This is a genomic window from Achromobacter sp. (assembly GCF_050285565.1).
Taxonomy (GTDB): Bacteria; Pseudomonadota; Gammaproteobacteria; order Burkholderiales; family Burkholderiaceae_B; genus Achromobacter.
Map to the genome: position 1 here is coordinate 299,784 of NZ_JBLZXG010000007.1, position 17,917 is coordinate 317,700.

At 68.2% G+C, this 17,917-nt stretch carries 18 protein-coding genes; 11 read left to right on the plus strand and 7 right to left on the minus strand.

Annotated elements, in window-relative coordinates; translation table 11 throughout:
- Positions 1–37 precede the first annotated feature (37 nt).
- Positions 38–1,375 carry a 16S rRNA (cytosine(967)-C(5))-methyltransferase RsmB gene (rsmB, locus tag ACN6O8_RS16995; RefSeq protein WP_427992193.1) on the minus strand — a complete coding sequence of 446 codons (1,338 nt, stop codon included), beginning with the start codon at positions 1,373–1,375 and terminating at the stop codon, positions 38–40.
- A gap of 129 nt (positions 1,376–1,504) precedes the next feature.
- Between rsmB and ACN6O8_RS17000 the strand changes: the two genes are divergently transcribed.
- Together ACN6O8_RS17000 and rimO are read left to right on the plus strand one after the other, a co-directional pair.
- Entirely contained in the window at positions 1,505–2,137 is a 633-nt protein-coding gene (locus ACN6O8_RS17000; protein ID WP_427992194.1) for a LysE family translocator, read from the plus strand.
- 162 nt (positions 2,138–2,299) lie between these two features.
- The gene (gene rimO / locus ACN6O8_RS17005; protein ID WP_427992195.1) at positions 2,300–3,616 is read left to right on the plus strand and encodes a 30S ribosomal protein S12 methylthiotransferase RimO; all 1,317 of its coding nucleotides are present in this window, start codon (positions 2,300–2,302) and stop codon (positions 3,614–3,616) included.
- Positions 3,617–3,696: 80 nt separating this feature from the next.
- On the opposite strand, the gene ACN6O8_RS17010 is transcribed toward rimO, so the two are convergent.
- Positions 3,697–4,257 (minus strand): ferritin-like domain-containing protein, encoded by a 561-nt coding sequence (locus tag ACN6O8_RS17010; protein ID WP_427992196.1) that lies wholly within the window; start codon positions 4,255–4,257, stop codon positions 3,697–3,699.
- A gap of 228 nt (positions 4,258–4,485) precedes the next feature.
- On the opposite strand from ACN6O8_RS17010, the gene ACN6O8_RS17015 reads away from it, so the two are divergent.
- The 4 genes from ACN6O8_RS17015 to ACN6O8_RS17030 are packed head-to-tail and all read left to right on the plus strand — an operon-like array spanning position 4,486 to position 6,853.
- Entirely contained in the window at positions 4,486–5,088 is a 603-nt protein-coding gene (locus ACN6O8_RS17015) for a TIGR00730 family Rossman fold protein (RefSeq protein WP_427992197.1), read from the plus strand.
- Between the two features lie 22 nt (positions 5,089–5,110).
- Positions 5,111–5,668, plus strand: a complete 558-nt coding sequence (locus ACN6O8_RS17020) for a hypothetical protein (protein ID WP_427992198.1) — start codon at positions 5,111–5,113, stop codon at positions 5,666–5,668.
- Positions 5,669–5,688: 20 nt separating this feature from the next.
- Positions 5,689–6,315 (plus strand): HAD hydrolase-like protein, encoded by a 627-nt coding sequence (locus ACN6O8_RS17025; protein WP_427992199.1) that lies wholly within the window; start codon positions 5,689–5,691, stop codon positions 6,313–6,315.
- 22 nt (positions 6,316–6,337) lie between these two features.
- Positions 6,338–6,853 (plus strand): class IV adenylate cyclase, encoded by a 516-nt coding sequence (locus ACN6O8_RS17030; protein WP_427992200.1) that lies wholly within the window; start codon positions 6,338–6,340, stop codon positions 6,851–6,853.
- A 57-nt stretch (positions 6,854–6,910) separates the two neighbouring features.
- On the opposite strand, the gene fmt is transcribed toward ACN6O8_RS17030, so the two are convergent.
- Both fmt and def read right to left on the minus strand, forming a co-directional pair.
- Positions 6,911–7,852, minus strand: coding sequence for a methionyl-tRNA formyltransferase (fmt, locus tag ACN6O8_RS17035; protein WP_427992201.1), 942 nt, complete (start codon positions 7,850–7,852; stop codon positions 6,911–6,913).
- A 32-nt stretch (positions 7,853–7,884) separates the two neighbouring features.
- Complete coding sequence (gene def / locus ACN6O8_RS17040; RefSeq protein WP_006389914.1) at positions 7,885–8,397, minus strand: peptide deformylase; 513 nt, start codon at positions 8,395–8,397, stop codon at positions 7,885–7,887.
- A 256-nt stretch (positions 8,398–8,653) separates the two neighbouring features.
- Here def and dprA point away from each other — a divergent pair, with 256 nt between their 5' ends.
- The 3 genes from dprA to ACN6O8_RS17055 all read left to right on the plus strand — a co-directional run bounded on the left by dprA (position 8,654) and on the right by ACN6O8_RS17055 (position 11,399).
- On the plus strand, positions 8,654–9,769 hold the full coding sequence (dprA, locus tag ACN6O8_RS17045; protein ID WP_427992202.1) for a DNA-processing protein DprA: 1,116 nt from the start codon (positions 8,654–8,656) through the stop codon (positions 9,767–9,769).
- Positions 9,770–9,919: 150 nt separating this feature from the next.
- A complete protein-coding gene (locus tag ACN6O8_RS17050; RefSeq protein ID WP_427992203.1) occupies positions 9,920–10,828 on the plus strand; it encodes a hydroxymethylglutaryl-CoA lyase in 909 nt (302 codons plus the stop codon).
- 97 nt (positions 10,829–10,925) lie between these two features.
- Positions 10,926–11,399 (plus strand): hypothetical protein, encoded by a 474-nt coding sequence (locus ACN6O8_RS17055; protein WP_427992204.1) that lies wholly within the window; start codon positions 10,926–10,928, stop codon positions 11,397–11,399.
- Positions 11,400–11,508: 109 nt separating this feature from the next.
- Here ACN6O8_RS17055 and ACN6O8_RS17060 read toward each other — a convergent pair whose 3' ends face one another.
- On the minus strand, positions 11,509–12,525 hold the full coding sequence (locus ACN6O8_RS17060; protein WP_427992205.1) for an amino acid ABC transporter substrate-binding protein: 1,017 nt from the start codon (positions 12,523–12,525) through the stop codon (positions 11,509–11,511).
- Positions 12,526–12,627: 102 nt separating this feature from the next.
- Complete coding sequence (locus ACN6O8_RS17065; RefSeq protein WP_427992206.1) at positions 12,628–13,869, minus strand: PLP-dependent aminotransferase family protein; 1,242 nt, start codon at positions 13,867–13,869, stop codon at positions 12,628–12,630.
- A gap of 214 nt (positions 13,870–14,083) precedes the next feature.
- On the opposite strand from ACN6O8_RS17065, the gene ACN6O8_RS17070 reads away from it, so the two are divergent.
- Both ACN6O8_RS17070 and ACN6O8_RS17075 read left to right on the plus strand, forming a co-directional pair.
- Positions 14,084–14,803: a YggS family pyridoxal phosphate-dependent enzyme gene (locus ACN6O8_RS17070; protein WP_427992207.1), complete on the plus strand. Its 720-nt coding sequence runs from the start codon at positions 14,084–14,086 to the stop codon at positions 14,801–14,803.
- 85 nt (positions 14,804–14,888) lie between these two features.
- Positions 14,889–15,857, plus strand: a complete 969-nt coding sequence (locus ACN6O8_RS17075; RefSeq protein WP_427992208.1) for a Bug family tripartite tricarboxylate transporter substrate binding protein — start codon at positions 14,889–14,891, stop codon at positions 15,855–15,857.
- A gap of 90 nt (positions 15,858–15,947) precedes the next feature.
- Here ACN6O8_RS17075 and ACN6O8_RS17080 read toward each other — a convergent pair whose 3' ends face one another.
- On the minus strand, positions 15,948–17,819 hold the full coding sequence (locus ACN6O8_RS17080) for a DUF3857 domain-containing transglutaminase family protein (protein ID WP_427992209.1): 1,872 nt from the start codon (positions 17,817–17,819) through the stop codon (positions 15,948–15,950).
- Positions 17,820–17,917 lie beyond the last annotated feature (98 nt).

Sequence of the window (17,917 nt, forward strand, 5' to 3'; positions counted from 1 at the left end):
ACACCGGAACCCCGTCATTGCCCCTATTCTTGGCGATTCACGACTGCTTGGCAAACAAGGCGTAGAAAAACCCATCGTGCTGCGCGGCGGGTGTTGCATCGACCGCAACTGGCAGCAATTGGCCGGGCGCTTCCAGCCGGGTGGCGTCGGGATGGCGCTGCAGGAACTCCAGCGCCTGGCGCGTGCCTTCGATCGGGAACACCGAGCAGGTGACATACAGCAGCCGGCCGCCGGGCGCCACGGTGCGCCAGAGCGCGTCCAGGATGCGCGCCTGCAAGGTCGCGGTACGGCGCAGGTCGTTCTCGCGGCGCAGCCAGCGGATGTCGGGGTGACGCCGAACGATGCCCGAGGCCGTGCACGGCACGTCCGCCAGCACCGCGTCGAACGGCGTTCCGTCCCACCAGTTGTCCAGGTCGGCCGCGTCGGCGGCCTGCAGCCGCACCCGTTCGCCGGCCAGGCCCAGCCGGTCCAGGTTCTGGCCGACCCGCGCCAGCCGGTCGGCATCGGCATCCAGCGCCAACAGGTCGATGTCGGCCAGCTCCAGCAGATGGGCGGTCTTGCCCCCGGGCGCGGCGCAGGCATCCAGCACCCGCATGCCGGCGGCGGGCGCCAGCAACTCGGCGGCCAGTTGGGCGCCGGCGTCCTGCACCGACCACCAGCCTTCGGCAAAGCCAGGCAACTGGGTCACGGGCCGGGGCGTGGCCAGCACCAGGCCGGCGGAGCCCACGGCCTCGGCCGCCAGACCCGCGTTCTGGAACGCGGCCAGAACCTGTTCGCGGCTGGCGCGGCGGCGGTTGACGCGCAGGGTCAGCGGCGCCGGCACGTTGGCCGCCCGCAGGATGTCCTGCCATTGCCGCGGATAGGCGACGCGCAACTGCTTGACCCACCAGCCCGGATGGTTCCATTCGGCCTCGGGGCTGTCGGCCACGGCGGCCTCCAGCGCCGCCCGCTCACGCAGGAAGCGGCGCAGGCAGGCATTGAGCAGCCCCTTGAACGACGCCAGGCCGCGGCTCTTGGCGGCCGCCGTGACCGCCTGATCCACCACCGTGTGCGGGGCGTACACCGGCATGCCGGGCAGCGCCGCGGCGGCCTCGCCTTCGGCCTTGAGCAGCGTCAGCGACACCAGCAACAGCGATTCGAACAGCACGTTCGGATAGCGCTGCACCAGTTCGCGGCCGACCGCGTCGGCCCAGCCCAGGTAGCGCATGGCATGGAACGACACCGCCTGCGCGGCCGGGCGCAAGGCGCCGTCGACGTCGGCCAGCGCCTCGGTGAGCGAGCGGCCGTCCAGGACGTCCTCCACCACCTGCGCGCTGGAAAGCAGGACAGTGGACAGCGGCGGGGCCAGATGAGGAGTGTCGGAACGCGTGGACATGGCAACAGATCAGGGAATAAGACCGCTATGGTAGCCCGGCGCGGCCCAGCGGCCCCGGCGGCGGCCGCGCCCGGCGCTGGACGAACCGGAACGGGCGCGTCACACTGGCCGCTTGCCACGGAGCCCGCCATGTCCACCGCCACGCTGCTGCTGTTCATCCTGGCCTCGGCCGTCGCCATCGTGACGCCTGGCCCCACCATGCTGCTCGCCATGAGCAACGGCTCGCGCCACGGCGTGCGTACCGCCTGCTGGGGCATGGGCGGCGCGGTGCTGGCGGACTTCATCCTGCTGGGCGCGGTCGCGTCCGGCCTGGGCGTGGTGCTGGCCACCTCGGAAGTGGCCTTCCATGCCATCAAGTGGGCGGGCGCGGCGTACCTGGCCTATCTCGGCTGGAAGATGCTGCGCTCGGACGCCGCGCTGGTGCTGCCGGCGGCCGAACCCGGCGGCGCCCGGCAGGTGGGCCTGAAGCTGGGCCTGCGCAGCTTCGTGGTGGCGCTGACCAACCCGAAGGCGCTGCTGTTCATGTCGGCCTTCCTGCCGCAGTTCATCAATACCCAGGCGCCCCTGCTGCCGCAATACGCCACCGTGGCCGCCGTGCTTGCGCTGATGAACATCGCCACCATGCTGGCCTACGCCACCCTCGGAGCGCAGTTGGTGCGGGCCTTTCGCGGCTCGGGCCTGCGCTGGCTGAACCGGGTCTGCGGTTCGCTCATGATCGGGCTGGCTGGCACCCTGGCGCTGTATCGCCGCAGCGGCGCCTGACCCGGCCGGACGCCTCGCGCCAAGACCGCCGAAATATTAGGGACACACCTTATCCGCAAGCTGCCCGCGGCGACCCGCTAAAATAACGGCCCCCCGCCCTGCCGCGCTAGAATTGCGCAGTATTTGATCATTGGCGCCGGCTCGCGCCCACCGAGGTATTCCATGTCTTCCCCCAAAGTCGGCTTTGTCAGCCTGGGCTGTCCCAAAGCCCTGGTCGACTCCGAACGCATCCTGACCCAACTGCGCACCGAAGGGTATCAAGTCACGCCCGAGTACAACGACGCCGACGTGGTGGTGGTCAACACCTGTGGTTTCATCGACAGCGCCAAGGCCGAGTCGCTCGAAGCCATCGGCGAGGCGCTGGCCGAGAACGGCAAGGTCATCGTCACCGGCTGCATGGGGGTCGAGGAATCGGTGATCCGCAATGTGCATCCGAGCGTGCTGGCCGTGACCGGCCCGCAGCAGTACGAGGAAGTGGTGCGCGCCGTGCACAATGCCGCGCCGCCCAAGAAGGACCACAATCCCTACCTGGACCTGGTGCCGCCGCAGGGTGTCAAGCTGACCCCGCGCCACTACGCCTACCTGAAGATCTCGGAAGGCTGCAATCACCGCTGCAGCTTCTGCATCATCCCGTCGATGCGCGGCGACCTGGTCAGCCGCCCGGTGGGCGACGTGCTCAGCGAGGCCGAGCGCCTGGTCAAGGCCGGCGTCAAGGAACTGCTGGTGATCTCGCAGGACACCAGCGCCTACGGCGTCGACGTCAAGTACCGCAGCGGCTTCTGGAACGGCCGTCCGGTGCGCACCCGCATGACCGAACTCTGTACGGCCTTGTCCGAAATGGGCGTCTGGACGCGCCTGCACTACGTCTACCCGTACCCGCACGTGGACGAAGTGATCCCGCTGATGGCCGAGGGCAAGATCCTGCCCTACCTGGACATCCCCTTCCAGCACGCCAGCCCGCGCATCCTCAAGGCGATGAAGCGCCCGGCGTTCGAGGACAAGACGCTGGCGCGCATCAAGAACTGGCGCGAGATCTGCCCCGACCTGACCATCCGCTCGACCTTCATCGTCGGCTTCCCCGGAGAAACCGAGGAGGACTTCCAGTACCTGCTGGACTGGATGCAAGAGGCGCAACTCGACCGCGTCGGCTGCTTCCAGTATTCACCGGTCGAAGGCGCGCCCGCCAACCTGCTGGACAATCCGGTGCCGGACGAGGTCAAGCAGGAACGCTGGGAACGCTTCATGGAAATGCAGCAGTCGATTTCGACCGCGCGCCTGGCGCAGAAGGTCGGCCGCGAGATCGAGGTGCTGATCGACGAAGTGGACGAAGACGGCGCCGTGGGCCGCAGCAGCGGCGACGCGCCGGAAATCGACGGTTGCGTCTACGTCAGTTCGGAACGCCCGCTCAAGGCCGGCGACCTGGTGCGCGCCCGCGTCACCGACTCCGACGAATACGACCTCTGGGCCGACTCGGTCTGATTGTCACGCTGCCGGGCCGGCGGCGCGCCGCCACGATGCGGCCGCCGCGCCCGGATTGAACGCGGCTGGCCGGCGTGGCTTCAGTGCTTGGCCAGGAAATCAGACATGTCGTCGGCGTGCTCTTCCTCGACCGCCAGGATCTCCTCGAGCAGGCGGCGGGTGGTGGAGTCCTGTTCGCCGATGTAATCAATCATCTGCCGGTAGCTGTCGATGGCGATGCGCTCGGCGATCAGGTTTTCCTTGATCATGTCCTCCAGCGTGGCGCCCTCGACATACTCGGAGTGGCTGCGATCGAGCAGCCCCTTGGGTGACAGATTGGGTTCGCCGCCCAGCTGCACGATGCGTTCGGCCAGCTTGTCGGCGTGTTCCTGTTCCTGGGTGGCGTGCTCGGCGAATTCCGCCGCCACCGGCTCGGCGTTCAGGCCGCGGGCCATGAAGAAGTGGCGCTTGTAGCGCAGCACACAGACGATCTCGGTGGCCAGCGCCTCGTTCAATAGCTTGAGCACGGTCTTGCGGTCGGCGCGGTAGGTGTCGGTGACAGCGCCGGATTCGATGTCCTGGCGCGCCTTGGCGCGGATCGCCTTCACATCCATGTCGAAGGGGCGGCTTGCCTCGTTGTGGTTACGGGTCGTGTTTTCCATATCGTCAGCTCCTTGTGGGTTGGCAATACGACGCTGGATATCCAGTCGTTCCGAACAACCCAGTCTACCGGCCATGCGAAAAGATGCTGTGTCCAAACATTGCCCCGGACGCCGGATCGCCTCCCGCCGGCGGGGTCCGGGAACCCGCCCGGCGCTTCTCGTAAACTATTGGCTTCCCGGATGGCCCGTGACGCAATCTGTAACGGGCCCGGCAATTCGTAGCTCCCTATGACCCTGAAGAACATCTGCGTGTATTGCGGCTCCAATCCTGGCGCGCGCCCCGAATACCTGGAACAGGCCCGCGTGCTGGCCCGTGAACTGGTCAAGCGCGACCTCGGCCTGGTCTACGGCGGCTCGGTCGTCGGCATCATGGGCGTGATCGCCAACGAGGTGCTGGCCGGCGGCGGCCGCGTGATCGGCGTGATCCCGGAACTGCTGCAGAAGAAAGAGCAGGCCCACCGCGGCCTGACCGAGCTGCACCTGGTGCAGAGCATGCATGAGCGCAAGGCCATGATGATGGAAAAGGCCGACGGCTTCATCGCGCTGCCCGGCGGCGCCGGCACGCTGGAAGAGTTTTTCGAGGTCTGGACCTGGGCCCAGCTCAGCATTCACCAGAAACCCTGCGGCCTGCTCAACATCGCCGGCTACTACGACACGCTGATGCAGTTCGTCGACCACGCCGTCGAAGAAGCCTTCATGCGCCCCCAGCATCGCGACATGCTGGTGGTGGAAAGCGACCCCGCGACGCTGCTGGACCGCTACGCCATCTACGAACCGCCCAACATCTCCAAGTGGTTCGAGCCGGTCAAGCCCGAGCATCGCGCCCCCTAACCCGCCCCAAGGAAAGCCCGCAATGTCCAACGGTTCGTCTCCCGCCAGCACCGAGTCCGTATTGCGCGATTACTTCCACGCCAAGGACGAAAACCGCCCGCACTTCATGGCGCGCGCCTTCGCGCCGCAGGCGGTGCTGAAGATGGCGCTGCGCACGCAGGCGATCGCCTTCCCGCCCGAATCGCACGGTCTGGCCGCGATCACCGATACGCTGGTGCGCAAGTTCGGCCAGACCTACGACAACGTCTACACCTTCTACCTGGCGCGCCCGGAGGCCGGCGCACGGCTGTCCGATTATTCCTGTGACTGGATCGTCGGCATGACCGAGAAGGCCACCGGCAACGTGCGCGTGGGCTGCGGCCGCTACGCCTGGACGTTCCAGCCCGAGCCCTACCGCGCCACCCACCTGACCATCACCATCGACACCATGGTGACGCTGCCGCCCGGCGACACCGACGCCGTCTTCGGCTGGCTGCTGGCGCTGGACTACCCCTGGACCAACGCCCAGCGCGTTGTCGCCGGCGCCCCGCCGCTTGAAGACCTGGCGCCGGTGGTGCAGTATCTGCTTCACCCCCTGTAGCCCGGCATCGGATTGTTTACTTGAAATACGACATAGCAGCTTTCGACTTCGACGGAACCTTGGCGGACACCATGCCTTGGTTCAATTCCATCCTGAACACGGTGGCCGACAAGTACGGCTTTCGCAAGATCGATGCCGCCGAGCGCGATCAGTTGCGCCATCGCGACGCCTCCGAGATCCTCAAATTCCTCGGCATCCCGCTGTGGAAGCTGCCCGCGATCATGACGCACGTGCGCGCACTGATGCAGGAAATCGATCCCACCGTGCACATGTTCGACGGCATTCCCGATGCCCTGGCGCGCCTGAAGACCGCCGGCATGCGGCTGGCGGTGGTCAGCTCGAACTCGCTGGAAAACGTGCAGCGGGTGCTGGGGCCCGAAACCGCGGCCCTGTTCGATGACTACGAATGCGGCACCGACCTGTTCGGCAAGGCCGCCAAGATCGACCGGCTGCTGCAGCGCCACGCCGTGGCTCCCGACCGCTTCCTGCTGGTGGGCGACGAAATACGCGACATCGACGCCGCCCGCAAGGCCGGCGTGCGCGTGAGCTCGGTGGCCTGGGGCTACAACCACGTGGATGCGCTGCGTGAGCGCGGCCCCGACGAACTGATCCTGCGGGTCGCCGACCTGCCCGCCGCGCTCGCCTGAGCGGCCCCACCAAGGAAGCGCGATGGCACGCAATGTCGAAATCAAGGCGCGCGTCGCCAGCCTGGCCGCCCTGGAACCCCTGGCGGCGGCGTTGTCGGGCGCCGCGCCCGTGAGCATCGCCCAGGACGACACCTTCTTCACCTGCGCCAGCGGCCGCCTCAAGCTGCGCGACTTCGGCGACGGCTCGGGTGAACTGATCTTCTACCGCCGCGCCGACGCTACCGGGCCCAAGGAAAGCTTCTACGTCATCTCGCCGACCGCATCGCCCGACACCTTGCGTGAAGCGCTGGCGCTGGCCCACGGCGTGATTGGCCGCGTGCGCAAGCAGCGCCTGCTGTTCATGGCGGGGCGCACCCGCATCCATCTGGACAGGGTCGAAGGGCTGGGGGAATTCCTGGAGCTGGAAGTGGTGCTGCGCGACGGCGAAAGCGTCGACGCCGGCATGGCCGAAGCCCACGAACTGCTGGCCAGCCTGCAAGTCGCGCCGGATCAGCTGCTATCGGGCGCCTACCTGGACCTGCTGGCCCAACGCCCCTGAGAACGGGCCGATCGCCATCACGGCGGGGCCCGTTGCCGCGACGCGGCGGCGCCGACCTCAGGCCGGCTGCCAGCCCCGCACGAACACGTCCACCGGCTGGCGCTTGCCGCCGGCTTTCTGCAACTCCAGCAAGCGCAGCGCGCCGTCGCCGGTGGCGATGTCGATGCCTTCGGCATCCGCGCGCAGCACGCTGCCCGGCGCCGCCGCCGCTGGCCGCGGCAAGGCCTGCGCGCGCCACACCTTCACGGGATCGGCCAGCCCGGGCAGACGGATGCTGGCGCCCGGCACCGGATTGAAGGCGCGCACGCGGCGCGCCAGCAGTTCGGCCGGCTGGCTGCAGTCGAGCGCGGCCTCGGCCTTGTCCAGCTTGGCGGCGTAGGTCACGCCGTCCTGCGGCTGCGGGGTCGGCGCCAGGTTGCCCTGGGCCAACGCGGCCAGGGCCGCCACGATAGCCTCGCCGCCGGCCTGCGCCAGCGCGTCGTGCAATTGCGCGGCATTGGTGTCGGCGCCGATCGGCACGATGCGTTCCAGCAACATGTCGCCGGTGTCCAGGCCCGCATCCATCTGCATGATGGTGACCCCGGTGCGTTCGTCGCCCGCCTCGATGGCGCGCTGGATCGGCGCCGCGCCGCGCCAGCGCGGCAGCAGGCTCGCATGGATGTTCAGGCAACCCAGCCGCGGCAGGTCGAGCACCCACTGCGGCAGGATCAGGCCATAGGCGGCCACCACCATGACATCGGGCGCCACGCGTTCGAGCAGGGCGCGCGCCGCGGCGGCTTCATCGGGATAACGGCCGTCCAGCCGCAGGCTGCGCGGCTGGGCCACCTCGATGCCGGCGTCCAGCGCCGCCTGCTTGACGGGGCTGGGCGTGAGCTTGAGCCCGCGCCCGGCCGGCCGGTCGGGCTGGGTCAGGACCAGGGGAATGTCGTGCCCCGCCGCCCGCAGGGCGTCGAAGGCGATACGGGCGAATTCCGGCGTGCCGGCAAAAACGAGGCGCATGGGGATCGAAACCAGGAAGAAGGAGACGGGCGTCAGGCGCGCAGCGCTTCGCGCTCGGCCTTTTTCAGCTTGGTCTTGATGCGGTTCTGCTTCAGGTTGGACAGGTATTCGACGAACACCTTGCCTTCGAGGTGGTCGAGCTCGTGCTGCACGCACACCGCCAGCAGGCCGTCGGCGTCGAACTCGAACGGCTTGCCATCGATGTCCAGGGCCTTGCAGCGGATGCGCGAGGCGCGCTCGACTTCGTCGTAGATGCCGGGAACCGACAGGCAGCCTTCCTCGTAGATCTTGTAATCGTCGCTGCGCCAGGTGATCTCGGGATTGATCAGGACCAGCAACTGGTTGCTTTCTTCGGAAACGTCGATGACGACCACGCGCTCGTGCACGTCGACCTGGGTCGCGGCCAGGCCCACGCCCGGCGCGTCATACATGGTCTCGGCCATGTCGCGCACCAGTTGGCGGATGCGGTCATCGACCTCGGCGACCGGCTTGGCCTTTTTGTGCAAGCGCGGATCCGGGTAGCGAAGAATAGGGAGTAAAGCCATTGAAAAGGGATCGTCGGTAATTGGTGTCCAGCTAAGAGTTTAATTCATTAGAGTCTTGATTTCTAATAGTTTTCGGCTAAACCGGGGATTATCCAAGCCCGGCCCGGCCCCGTTTTGGCCGGCGCCGGCCGGGACGATTCGATCCGCCCCGCGCGGCGCCGCCCGGCCGCCGTGCGACACTCTCGGACGTCTGGCGCGCCTGCGCGTGCCTCGCCCCTTGCCTTTGCCGCGCCGGCCCGCCCGGCGCCCCCTGCCCATGCCGCTCACCCACACCGCCGCTGAATTGTCCGCCTGGCTGCGCCTGTCGCTGGAACCGGGTATCGGTTCCGCCACCGCCTGCACGCTGCTGGGCGCCCTCGGGCTGCCCGAGCAGATCTACGCCCAGCGCGCCACCGCCCTGGCGCGCCAACTGCCGGATTCGCTGGCACGCCAACTGGCCGCGCCCATGCCGGCCGACATGGCGGCCCAGGTCGACAGCGCGCTGCAATGGGTCGAGGCGCCCGGCCACCACATCCTGACGCTGTCCGACCCGGACTACCCGCAAAACCTGCTGACCATCGCCGACCCGCCCATCCTGCTCTACGTGACCGGCGATCCGGCCTATCTGCAGGGGCCGGCGCTGGCGGTGGTGGGCGCGCGCAACGCCACGCCCGGCGGCCAGGAAAACGCCCGCGCCTTCGCCCGCCACCTGGCCGGCCACGGCTGGCGCGTGGTCAGCGGCCTGGCCCTGGGCATCGACGCCGCGGCCCACGAGGGCGCGCTGGATGCCGGCCCTGATGGCGCCGGCACCGTCGCCGTGATGGGCACCGGCATCGACCGCATCTATCCGGCGCGCCACCGCGACCTGGCGCACCGCATCGCCGCGCACGGCGCGCTGGTGTCGGAACTGCCGCTGGGCACGGGCGCCCTGCCGCAGCACTTCCCCAAGCGCAACCGCATCGTGGCCGGGCTGGCGCGGGGCGTACTGGTGGTGGAGGCGGCCAGGCAGAGCGGCTCGCTGATCACCGCGCGGCTGGCGGGTGAAAGCGGGCGCGAGGTATTCGCCATTCCCGGCTCGATCCATTCGCCGCTGTCGCGCGGCTGCCATGCGTTGATCCGCCAGGGCGCCAAGCTGGTCGAAACCGCCGCCGACATCACCGACGAACTGGGCGGCGGGCCGCAGCCAGGCGCCCGCCGCCCCCCGGCGCCGGCCGAAGACGCGGCACCGGCTCATCCGGTGCTCGACGCGCTGGGCTTCGACCCCCTGCACCTGGACGCGCTGCAGGCACGCTGCGGACTGGACACGGCCACGCTGCAGGCGCAACTGCTCGAGCTCGAGCTGGCCGCGCGCGTCGCGCGCCTGGACGATGGCCGCTTCCAACGCCTGAAGTAGCCCGCCCCGCCGCGACGCAGCGCGGGCGCGGCCGGCGCATCGACGCCCGCCCGGCAGGCCGCGCGCGGGGCCGGATTCGTTGGCGCTAATATTGTCCCTGGCACCGGGCCGCCGCCGCGGCCGCCCGCCGATACCGATACAGGAAGAGACATGGCATTGCCCACACACGTCAAGATCGTCGAGGTGTCGCCCCGCGACGGCCTGCAGAATGAAAAGGAATTCGTGCCCACCGACATCAAGGTGGAACTGATCGACCGCCTCGCGGCCGCCGGTTTTGCCAACGTCGAGGCGGCCTCGTTCGTGTCGCCCAAATGGGTGCCGCAGATGGCCGACGGCGCCGACGTCATGGCGCGCATCCAGCGCCGTCCCGGCACGATCTACTCGGTGCTCACGCCCAACATGAAGGGCTTCGAGGGCGCGCTGGCGGCCCGCGCGGACGAAATCGTCATCTTCGGCGCGGCCAGCGAAGCCTTCTCGCAAAAGAACATCAACTGCTCCATCGCCGAATCCATCGCGCGCTTCGAGCCCGTGGTGCAAGCCGCCCGCGAGGCCGGCATCCGTGTGCGCGGCAGCATCAGCTGCGCGCTGGGCTGTCCGTACCAGGGTGAAGTCCCGATCGAATCCGTGGTCGACGTGGCCCAGCGCTACCTGGCCATGCAGGTCGACGAGATCGACGTGGCCGACACCATCGGCGTGGGCACGCCACAGCGCGTGCGCGACGTGATGGCCGCGGTCACCCGCGTGGTGGATCCGGCGCGCGTCTCGGGCCACTTCCACGATACCTATGGCCAGGCGCTGGCCAACATCCTGGCCTCGCTGGAAACCGGCATCTCGATCTTCCACGCCTCGGTGGCCGGCCTGGGCGGCTGCCCCTACGCCAAGGGCGCGACCGGCAACGTCGCCACTGAAGACGTGCTGTACATGCTGCGCGGCCTGGACATCGACACCGGCGTGGATTTCGACGCGGTGGTCGACATCGGCCAATGGATGTCGGCCAACCTGAATCGCAAGGGCTCCAGCCGGGCCGGCAACGCCATCGCCGCCAAGCGGGCCGCCTGACACGGAAACCCCGTAGAATGGCTGCGCGCGTTTCGCGTGAGCGCCGGGGCCACCCGGCGCACGTCTTCTCGCAACGCTACCGGAACTCCGCCGCCGCATGACGTCCCCCGCTACGCCCCCCTCGCCCGAGGAGCACGCCGCCCTGCTGCGCGCCATCGGCCCGCTGCCCCTGTCGGGACAGGCCTGGCCCGATTGGGTGCGCATCCTGACCTGGGTCATCCTGGCCGTGCTGGGCGTGCAGGTCGTCACCAGCGCCATCCGCGCCCCGGGCCAGCCGCTGGACAGCTCGATGGCCATCGTGGTGGGCCTGTGCTTCATCGGCCTGCTGTTCGTGTCGTGGCACATGCAGACCTCCATCACCACCATCGACGAACGCGGCCTGCGCCAGACCTGGTTCTCGCGCCGCGAGGTCGTCTGGGAAGATGTGCGCGAGGCGCGCTTCGTGCCGATGATCTTTTCCAAGCGGCTGGTGGTGTTCACGCATCGCGGCCGGCCCGTGATCTTCCAGGGCGGCACACGCGAACTGCGGGCGGCGTTCACGCGGGTCGCGCAGGTCTACCGGCGCGGATGACGATCCGGGCAAGGCGGCCCTGAAACCATCGGCGCCAAATGAAAAAACCGATGCGCGGCATCGGTTTTTTCATTGACGGTTGCGGCCCCTGGGCCGGCTCACGCCGCGCTCAGCGGATCGGCAGCGCGTACATCAACCCGCCCTGCGTCCACTGCGCATTCAGGCCGCGCTTGATCTTCAGCGGGCTGCCCTGGCCAACATTGCGCTCGAAGCTCTCGCCATAGTTGCCGACCTGCTTGACGATGTTGTAGGCCCACTTCTCATCCAGCCCCAGGTTGGCGCCGCCGCCGGGCGTCACGCCCAGGATGCGCTTGATGTTGGGGTTGTTGCTCTTGGCCTGCTCATCGACGTTCTTGGAGGTCACGCCGTATTCCTCGGCTTCGATCATGGCCGACAGCGACCAGCGCACGATATTCAGCCAGGCATCGTCGCCCTGGCGCACGAACGGGCCCAGCGGCTCCTTCGAGATGATTTCGGGCAGCACCACGTAGTCATCGGGGTTCTGCAACTTGGAGATGCGGATCGAGGCCAGGCCCGAAGCGTCGGTCGAAAACACGTCGCAGCGGCCCGCGGCAAAGGCATTGACCACTTCGTTGAAAGTCTCGATCACCACCGGCTTGTAAGTGACGTTGTTGGCACGCGCCCAATCGGCCAGCGTGTTCTCGTTGGAGGTGCCGGTCTGCAGGCAGATGGTCGCGCCGTTGATCTCCTTGGCGCTCTTGACGCCCAGCGACTTGGGCACCAGGAAGCCCTGGCCGTCGTAGAAGTTGATGCCGGCGTGGATGATGCCCAGCGCCGTATCGCGTTGCTGCGTCACGGTGGTGTTGCGGGTCAGCACGTCGACTTCGCCGGACTGCAGCGCGGTAAAGCGCTGCTGCGAGTTGAGCGGCACCACCTTGATCTTGTTGGCGTCGCCGAACACGGCCGCCGCGATGGCGCGGCACAGATCCACGTCCAGCCCCTGCCACTTGCCCTGCGCGTCGGGCGCGGAAAAGCCCGCGAAGCCCGTGGTGGTGCCGCAGGCGACCGCGCCACGCTGGCGCACCACGTCCAGCGTGGCTGCCTGCGCCCCTTGTGCCGCGGCAAACAGCAACGCCGCGCCCGCCAATCCTTTTGCAATGTTCATGACTGGTTTTCCTGTTGATCCGGGACGCGCCAGGCGCGTCAAGGCGAGAAGCTTATCGGCATGAAGCGCCAGAACCAAATAACCAACGCTTATTTGGGTATATCACGCCGCCAGCGAGATCGACACCGGTTCGTTGGCCTCGCACGCGTCCAGGGCCCGGCTCAGGCGCTCCATGCCCTGCGCGATCTGGCTTTCGTTCATGGTGGCGAACGACATGCGCATGGCGTGCAGGTCGGCCTGCGCCGGGTCGGCGTAGAACGCCTTGCCCGGGACGTAGACCACCTCGTGCTCGATGGCGTAGGGCAGCAGGCGGGTGGCGTCGACCTCGCCGGTCAGCCGCGCCCAGAAGAACATGCCGCCTTCGGGCTTGCTGAAGGTGATGCGGCCGTCCAGCTCGCGCGCCAGCGCCGTGGCCATGGCGTCGCAACGCTGGCCGTAGGCGGCGCGGATGCGCGGCACGTGCGCTTCGTAGCGGCCATTGGCCAGGTACTGCGCCACCACCTCCTGGATCCAGGCGGACGAGGCCATATCGTCGGCGGCCTTGGCGCCGACACAGCGGCGGCGGATCTCGGCCGGCGCCACCAGCCAGCCGATGCGCAGGGCCGGCGCCATGGTCTTGGACATGCTCGCCAGATACACGGCCCAGTGGCGGGCCTCGCCCTCGGCCAGCGCCATGATGGGCGGCACCGCCTCGCCGGCGAAGCGCAATTCGCTGTAGGGATCGTCCTCGACAATCAGGAAACGGTGCTTGACCGCCAGCTCCAGCAGCCGCAGGCGGCGCTGGCGCGACAGGGTGGCGCCACAGGGATTGGAGAACGACGCCACCACGCACACGATCTTGGGCTTGACGCGGGTGGCCAGCTCGTCGAGCGCGTCGATGTCGATGCCATCGGGGCCTGACGCCACGGTGTGTACGGTGGCGCCGGTGTAGCGCAGCGCCTGCACGGAATTGGGGAAGGCGGGCGATTCGATGATGGCGTGGTCGCCCGGTTGCAGCATCACCCGGCTCAACAGCGCCAGCGCCTGCTGCGAACCGCCGGTGACGGCCAGCTCGGTATCCGCGTTGCACTGCAGGCCGCGCGCCGCCGACAGGCGGGCCAGTTCATGGCGCAGGCTGGCCTGGCCATCGATGTTCGAATACTGCAGGCAGGCGCCCAGGCGCGCCAGCACTTGGGTCGAAGCAATCGACAGGCCATCCACGTCGAACAGCTCCTGCGCCGGATAGCCGCCCGCCAGCGAAATCGTGCCGGGACGCAGCGCGTAGGGCATGAGCGATCGGATCGGCGAAGCGGGGGGATTCACGAAAGGCGTGGCAAATGCGTACTCGGGCGCGGCGCTGGACATGGCGGAGGGGAACGACGAGAGGAAGGAAGGGACCGCGCGATCCGCGAGGACCACGCCGGCGGGCTTAGAACATTGAAATCTAAACAAATATCCTGAAATTCTAAGCCGGCGCTTCGGACAGGGTCAACGAAGACCGGGCGCCGCGCGGCCCAGTGTGGCGAAACGGTGCGCGCGCGTCCTACACTATGGGACATTCCGTTCCCAAGAGAGCCGCATGACCGAAGTAGACACCATGGCCACCCGCCTGGCCCGGATCCGGCAACGCATCGCCCAGGCCTGCGAACGCGCCGGCCGGGCGCCGGACAGCGTGACCCTGCTGCCCGTCAGCAAGACCTTCGAGGTCGCAGCCATCCGCGAGGCCATGGCGCTGGGCCTGAACCGCTTCGGCGAGAACAAGACCCAGGAACTGCGCCAGAAGGCAGCCGCCCTGGCCGGCCAAGGCCTGCAATGGGTGCTGATCGGCCACCTGCAGACCAACAAGGCCAAGGACGCCGCGCGCGACGCCACCGAGCTGCAATCGCTCGACCGCCTCGACCTGGCCGAGGCGCTGCACCGCCGCCTGCTCAACGAGGGTCGTACCCTCGACGTGCTGGTGCAGGTCAAGACGTCCTCCGAACCCAGCAAGTACGGCATGGCGCCCGGCGAGGTGGCGGCCTTCCTGCGCCGCATCGCGGCCGACTTCCCCACCCTGCGCGTGCAGGGTCTGATGACCATGGCCGTGAACTCCCCCGACCCGCAGGAGGTGCGCGCCTGCTTCCGCGCCCTGCGCGAGTTGCGCGACCAATTGCGCTCGGCAGGCATCGCCGGCGTATCGCTGGAGCGGCTGTCTATGGGCATGAGCGGCGATTTCGAACTGGCGATCGAGGAAGGCTCGACCGAAGTGCGCATCGGTACCGCCATCTTCGGCGCCCGCAGCTACCCGGATCCGCAATAAGCCGCTGAATCGGGGCCTCGAAACACACGCATATTGCCCGGAGCCCGGGGCATAATAGCGTCGCAAAAAAACGAGGAGACTCCCCATGCACAAGCACGCCCGGCGCCTGTTGGCGCTTGCCGCCCTGTCGCTGGCCGCCACCGCGGCCTCGGCCCAATCCTGGCCCACCCAACCCGTCCGCTGGATCGTGCCCTACCCGGCCGGCGGCGGCGCCGACGTGGTCGCGCGCACCGTCGCCAGCGGCATGGAAAAGCCGCTGGGCCAGACCATCGTGGTCGAAAACCGGCCCGGCGCCGCCACCATCATCGGCGCCACCGCGATCTCGCAGGCCGAACCCACTGGCTACGTCATTGGCACGGCCGACTCCGGCACCCTGGCGTACAACCCGACGCTATACGCCAAGCTGGCCTACGACCCGTCCAAGTTCACGTACATCGGCGGCATCGCCAAGTTCCCGCTGTTGCTGGCGGTGAACGTCAATTCGCCCTACAAGACGGTCAACGACGTCATCCAGGCCGCCAAGAAGGAACCCGGCAAGCTGACCGCCGCCTCGGCCGGCGCCGGTTCGCCGCACCACTTGGCACTGGAGCTGTTCAAACAACGCACCGGCGCCAACCTGCTGCACGTGCCCTACAAGGGCGCCGCGCCCGCCATCCAGGATCTGCTGGGCGGACAGGTGGACGTGATGTTCATCGACCTGGCCGCCGGCCTGCCGAACGTCAAGGCCGGCAAGCTGCGCGTGCTGGCCGCGGCCACGCCCGAGCGCGTCGCCGTGCTGCCCGACGCGCCCACCATGGCCGAACAAGGCGTGCCCGACTTCACCGCCTATGCCTGGCAAGGCCTGGTCGCCCCCGGCGGCCTGCCCGAGCCGGTGATCAAGAAGCTGTCCGCCGAACTCGACGCCGCGCTGAAATCGCCGGCCGTGTCGCAGAAAATGCTGGACATGGGCGTCATCCCGATGCCGATGTCGGCGCAGGACTTCAAGGCCTATGCCGACAAGGAACGCGCCACCTGGGCCGACGTGATCAAGAAGGCCAACATCAAGCTCGAATGAGCGCCTCTCGCCCAAGAAAAACTCGGCCCCCCAGGGGCCGCGTTTTTCTTGGGTGGCCGCGCCGTCCGCGGCGGCTGGCCGCCAGGCCGGTCACTTGCCCGGCAGCCGGACCGCCAGGCGCAGGGACTCCACGCACTGGCGGCCCTGCTCGATGGCCTGGCCGAACGCCTCGGACACGATATCGTCGTGGCTGAACCAGCTCACCTTGCGCACGCTGCGATACCGGTATCGATAACCCGACGCGGCGGGCTTGCCGTCCAGGTCCACGTCGATCCAGGGCGATCGCACCTGGCAATGCAGCGCCGGCGCCTCGACCCGGCCGCCCGCCAGCGTCACGTCGTAGGATGCGGTTTCAGGCGTGCCCAGGTAGATATCCGCCAACTGGCCGGTCTGGCGATAGCGCGCAAAAGACTCCCACTCATCGCCCAGGTGCGATTGCGCGTACAGATACTGCCCGCCCACACGTTCCAGCGCCCGCAGGTCCACCAGCGTGGCGTCGATGCGATAAGCGGTCGGCACCACGAAATCGCTGGCGGCGCGTTGCAGTTGGCAATCGCGGTTCTCGGCGGCGAAGCCGCGGCACAGGGCCTGATCCATCGCCGTCGCGCCATTCTGCAGATCGCCGACGCTGACTTGCGCCGCCACCATGCGCCCGACCTCGACCGAGGCGCGCACCTGGGCTTGCCCGCCTTCGCCGAATTGCTCGTTGCGCGTCACCGCGACGCCGACGCCCGGACTTTCCAGCGGAATGTCCTCGCGCCGTACATTGCCCTGGTCATCCATGACGAACGCCCAGCGCTGCTGGATGTCGGGCATGGTGAAGCCTGGCACGAACACCGGATTGGTGGGATCCAGCCACCAGGTCGCGCCCTGCACCCGGGCCCGCACGATGGCGTGGTTGGGCGCCGCCAGCCCTGGCAGCAGGATCTCTGGCGCCAGGGTGCCGCGCCTCACCAGCGCGGGTTCGGCCTCGACGCCGGCCGCGCGCAGCATGGCCACCAGCAGCACGGCCAGATCCTTGCAATCGCCATAACCACGACGCTCGATCTCGTCGAGCGCGAACGGAATCTGGCCACGCTCGCTGCTGCGCCAGTCGCCCAGGTAGCGGTAGTGTTCGTGCAAATGGCGCATCAGGCCGGCCACGGCCCGCGGCTCGGGCTGGCCGCGCTGCGCCGCGACCGCCGCGGCGGCGTTCGGCGGCAGCGCGGCCGCCAGGATCGCGTTGTAGCGCTTGGCGAACGGCCCGAAGTAATCCTGCAGCGCGTCGGAACTGCCGATTTCCAGGCGTGGCGACTGCCGCAGATAACCGCGGTCCGACTCGTTGACGTAGGCGTAGTAGTACGGCGGGGCCTTCAGCTCCACCGTGATGTGTTTGGCATCGGGCGTTGCCTCGACGCGGTAGTCATCCATGGCCTGGCCGCGCCAGCGCATCGGGCGATCGGCGCTGAACTCGGCCCGGAAGCGCTCCTGGCGCACGGCGCGCGGTTGCAGGTCGAGCAGGTAGTGAAATTGCGTGGCCGACGGCACGGCGGCGAAGCGTTCGCGCAGGGTATAGACGATGGTGCTGCCCACCCGCAGATTGGGAAAGGCCAGCGACGTCTGCTTCTGCCGCAGAAAGCCCTGATCCGGATTGGGCGCCATGCGCGTATCGATCTGCGTGGCCGGCAGCGGCACCGGCTTCTCGCCGGGCTGGATCAATTCGGCGCGCTCGACCTTCAGGCTGTCGTTTTCGGCATAGCTGCGGTCGATGCGCGAAACCAGGTCGCGTCCGGCCAGGGTCAGGATGGTGTAGCGGTAGGTGCTTAGGCACTCGGTGCTGTTGTCCTGGCCGAAGCGGCAGTGAAACTCGGTTTCGCCAGACAAAGGGGCCTCGGCGATGGGTTGGCGCGCGGCGTGGGCCGGTAGGCTGGCCGTGGCCGCCAGGAGCGCGGCCAGGAGGGGAGTACGGGGGAAAACAGGCATGGGAAATGCTTCGCCTCAATTTACAACTGAGACGCAATGTTATTTGCAATAAAATTGCAACACAAGCTTTCCATCGGCGCCGGAATTATCCCCGGCCG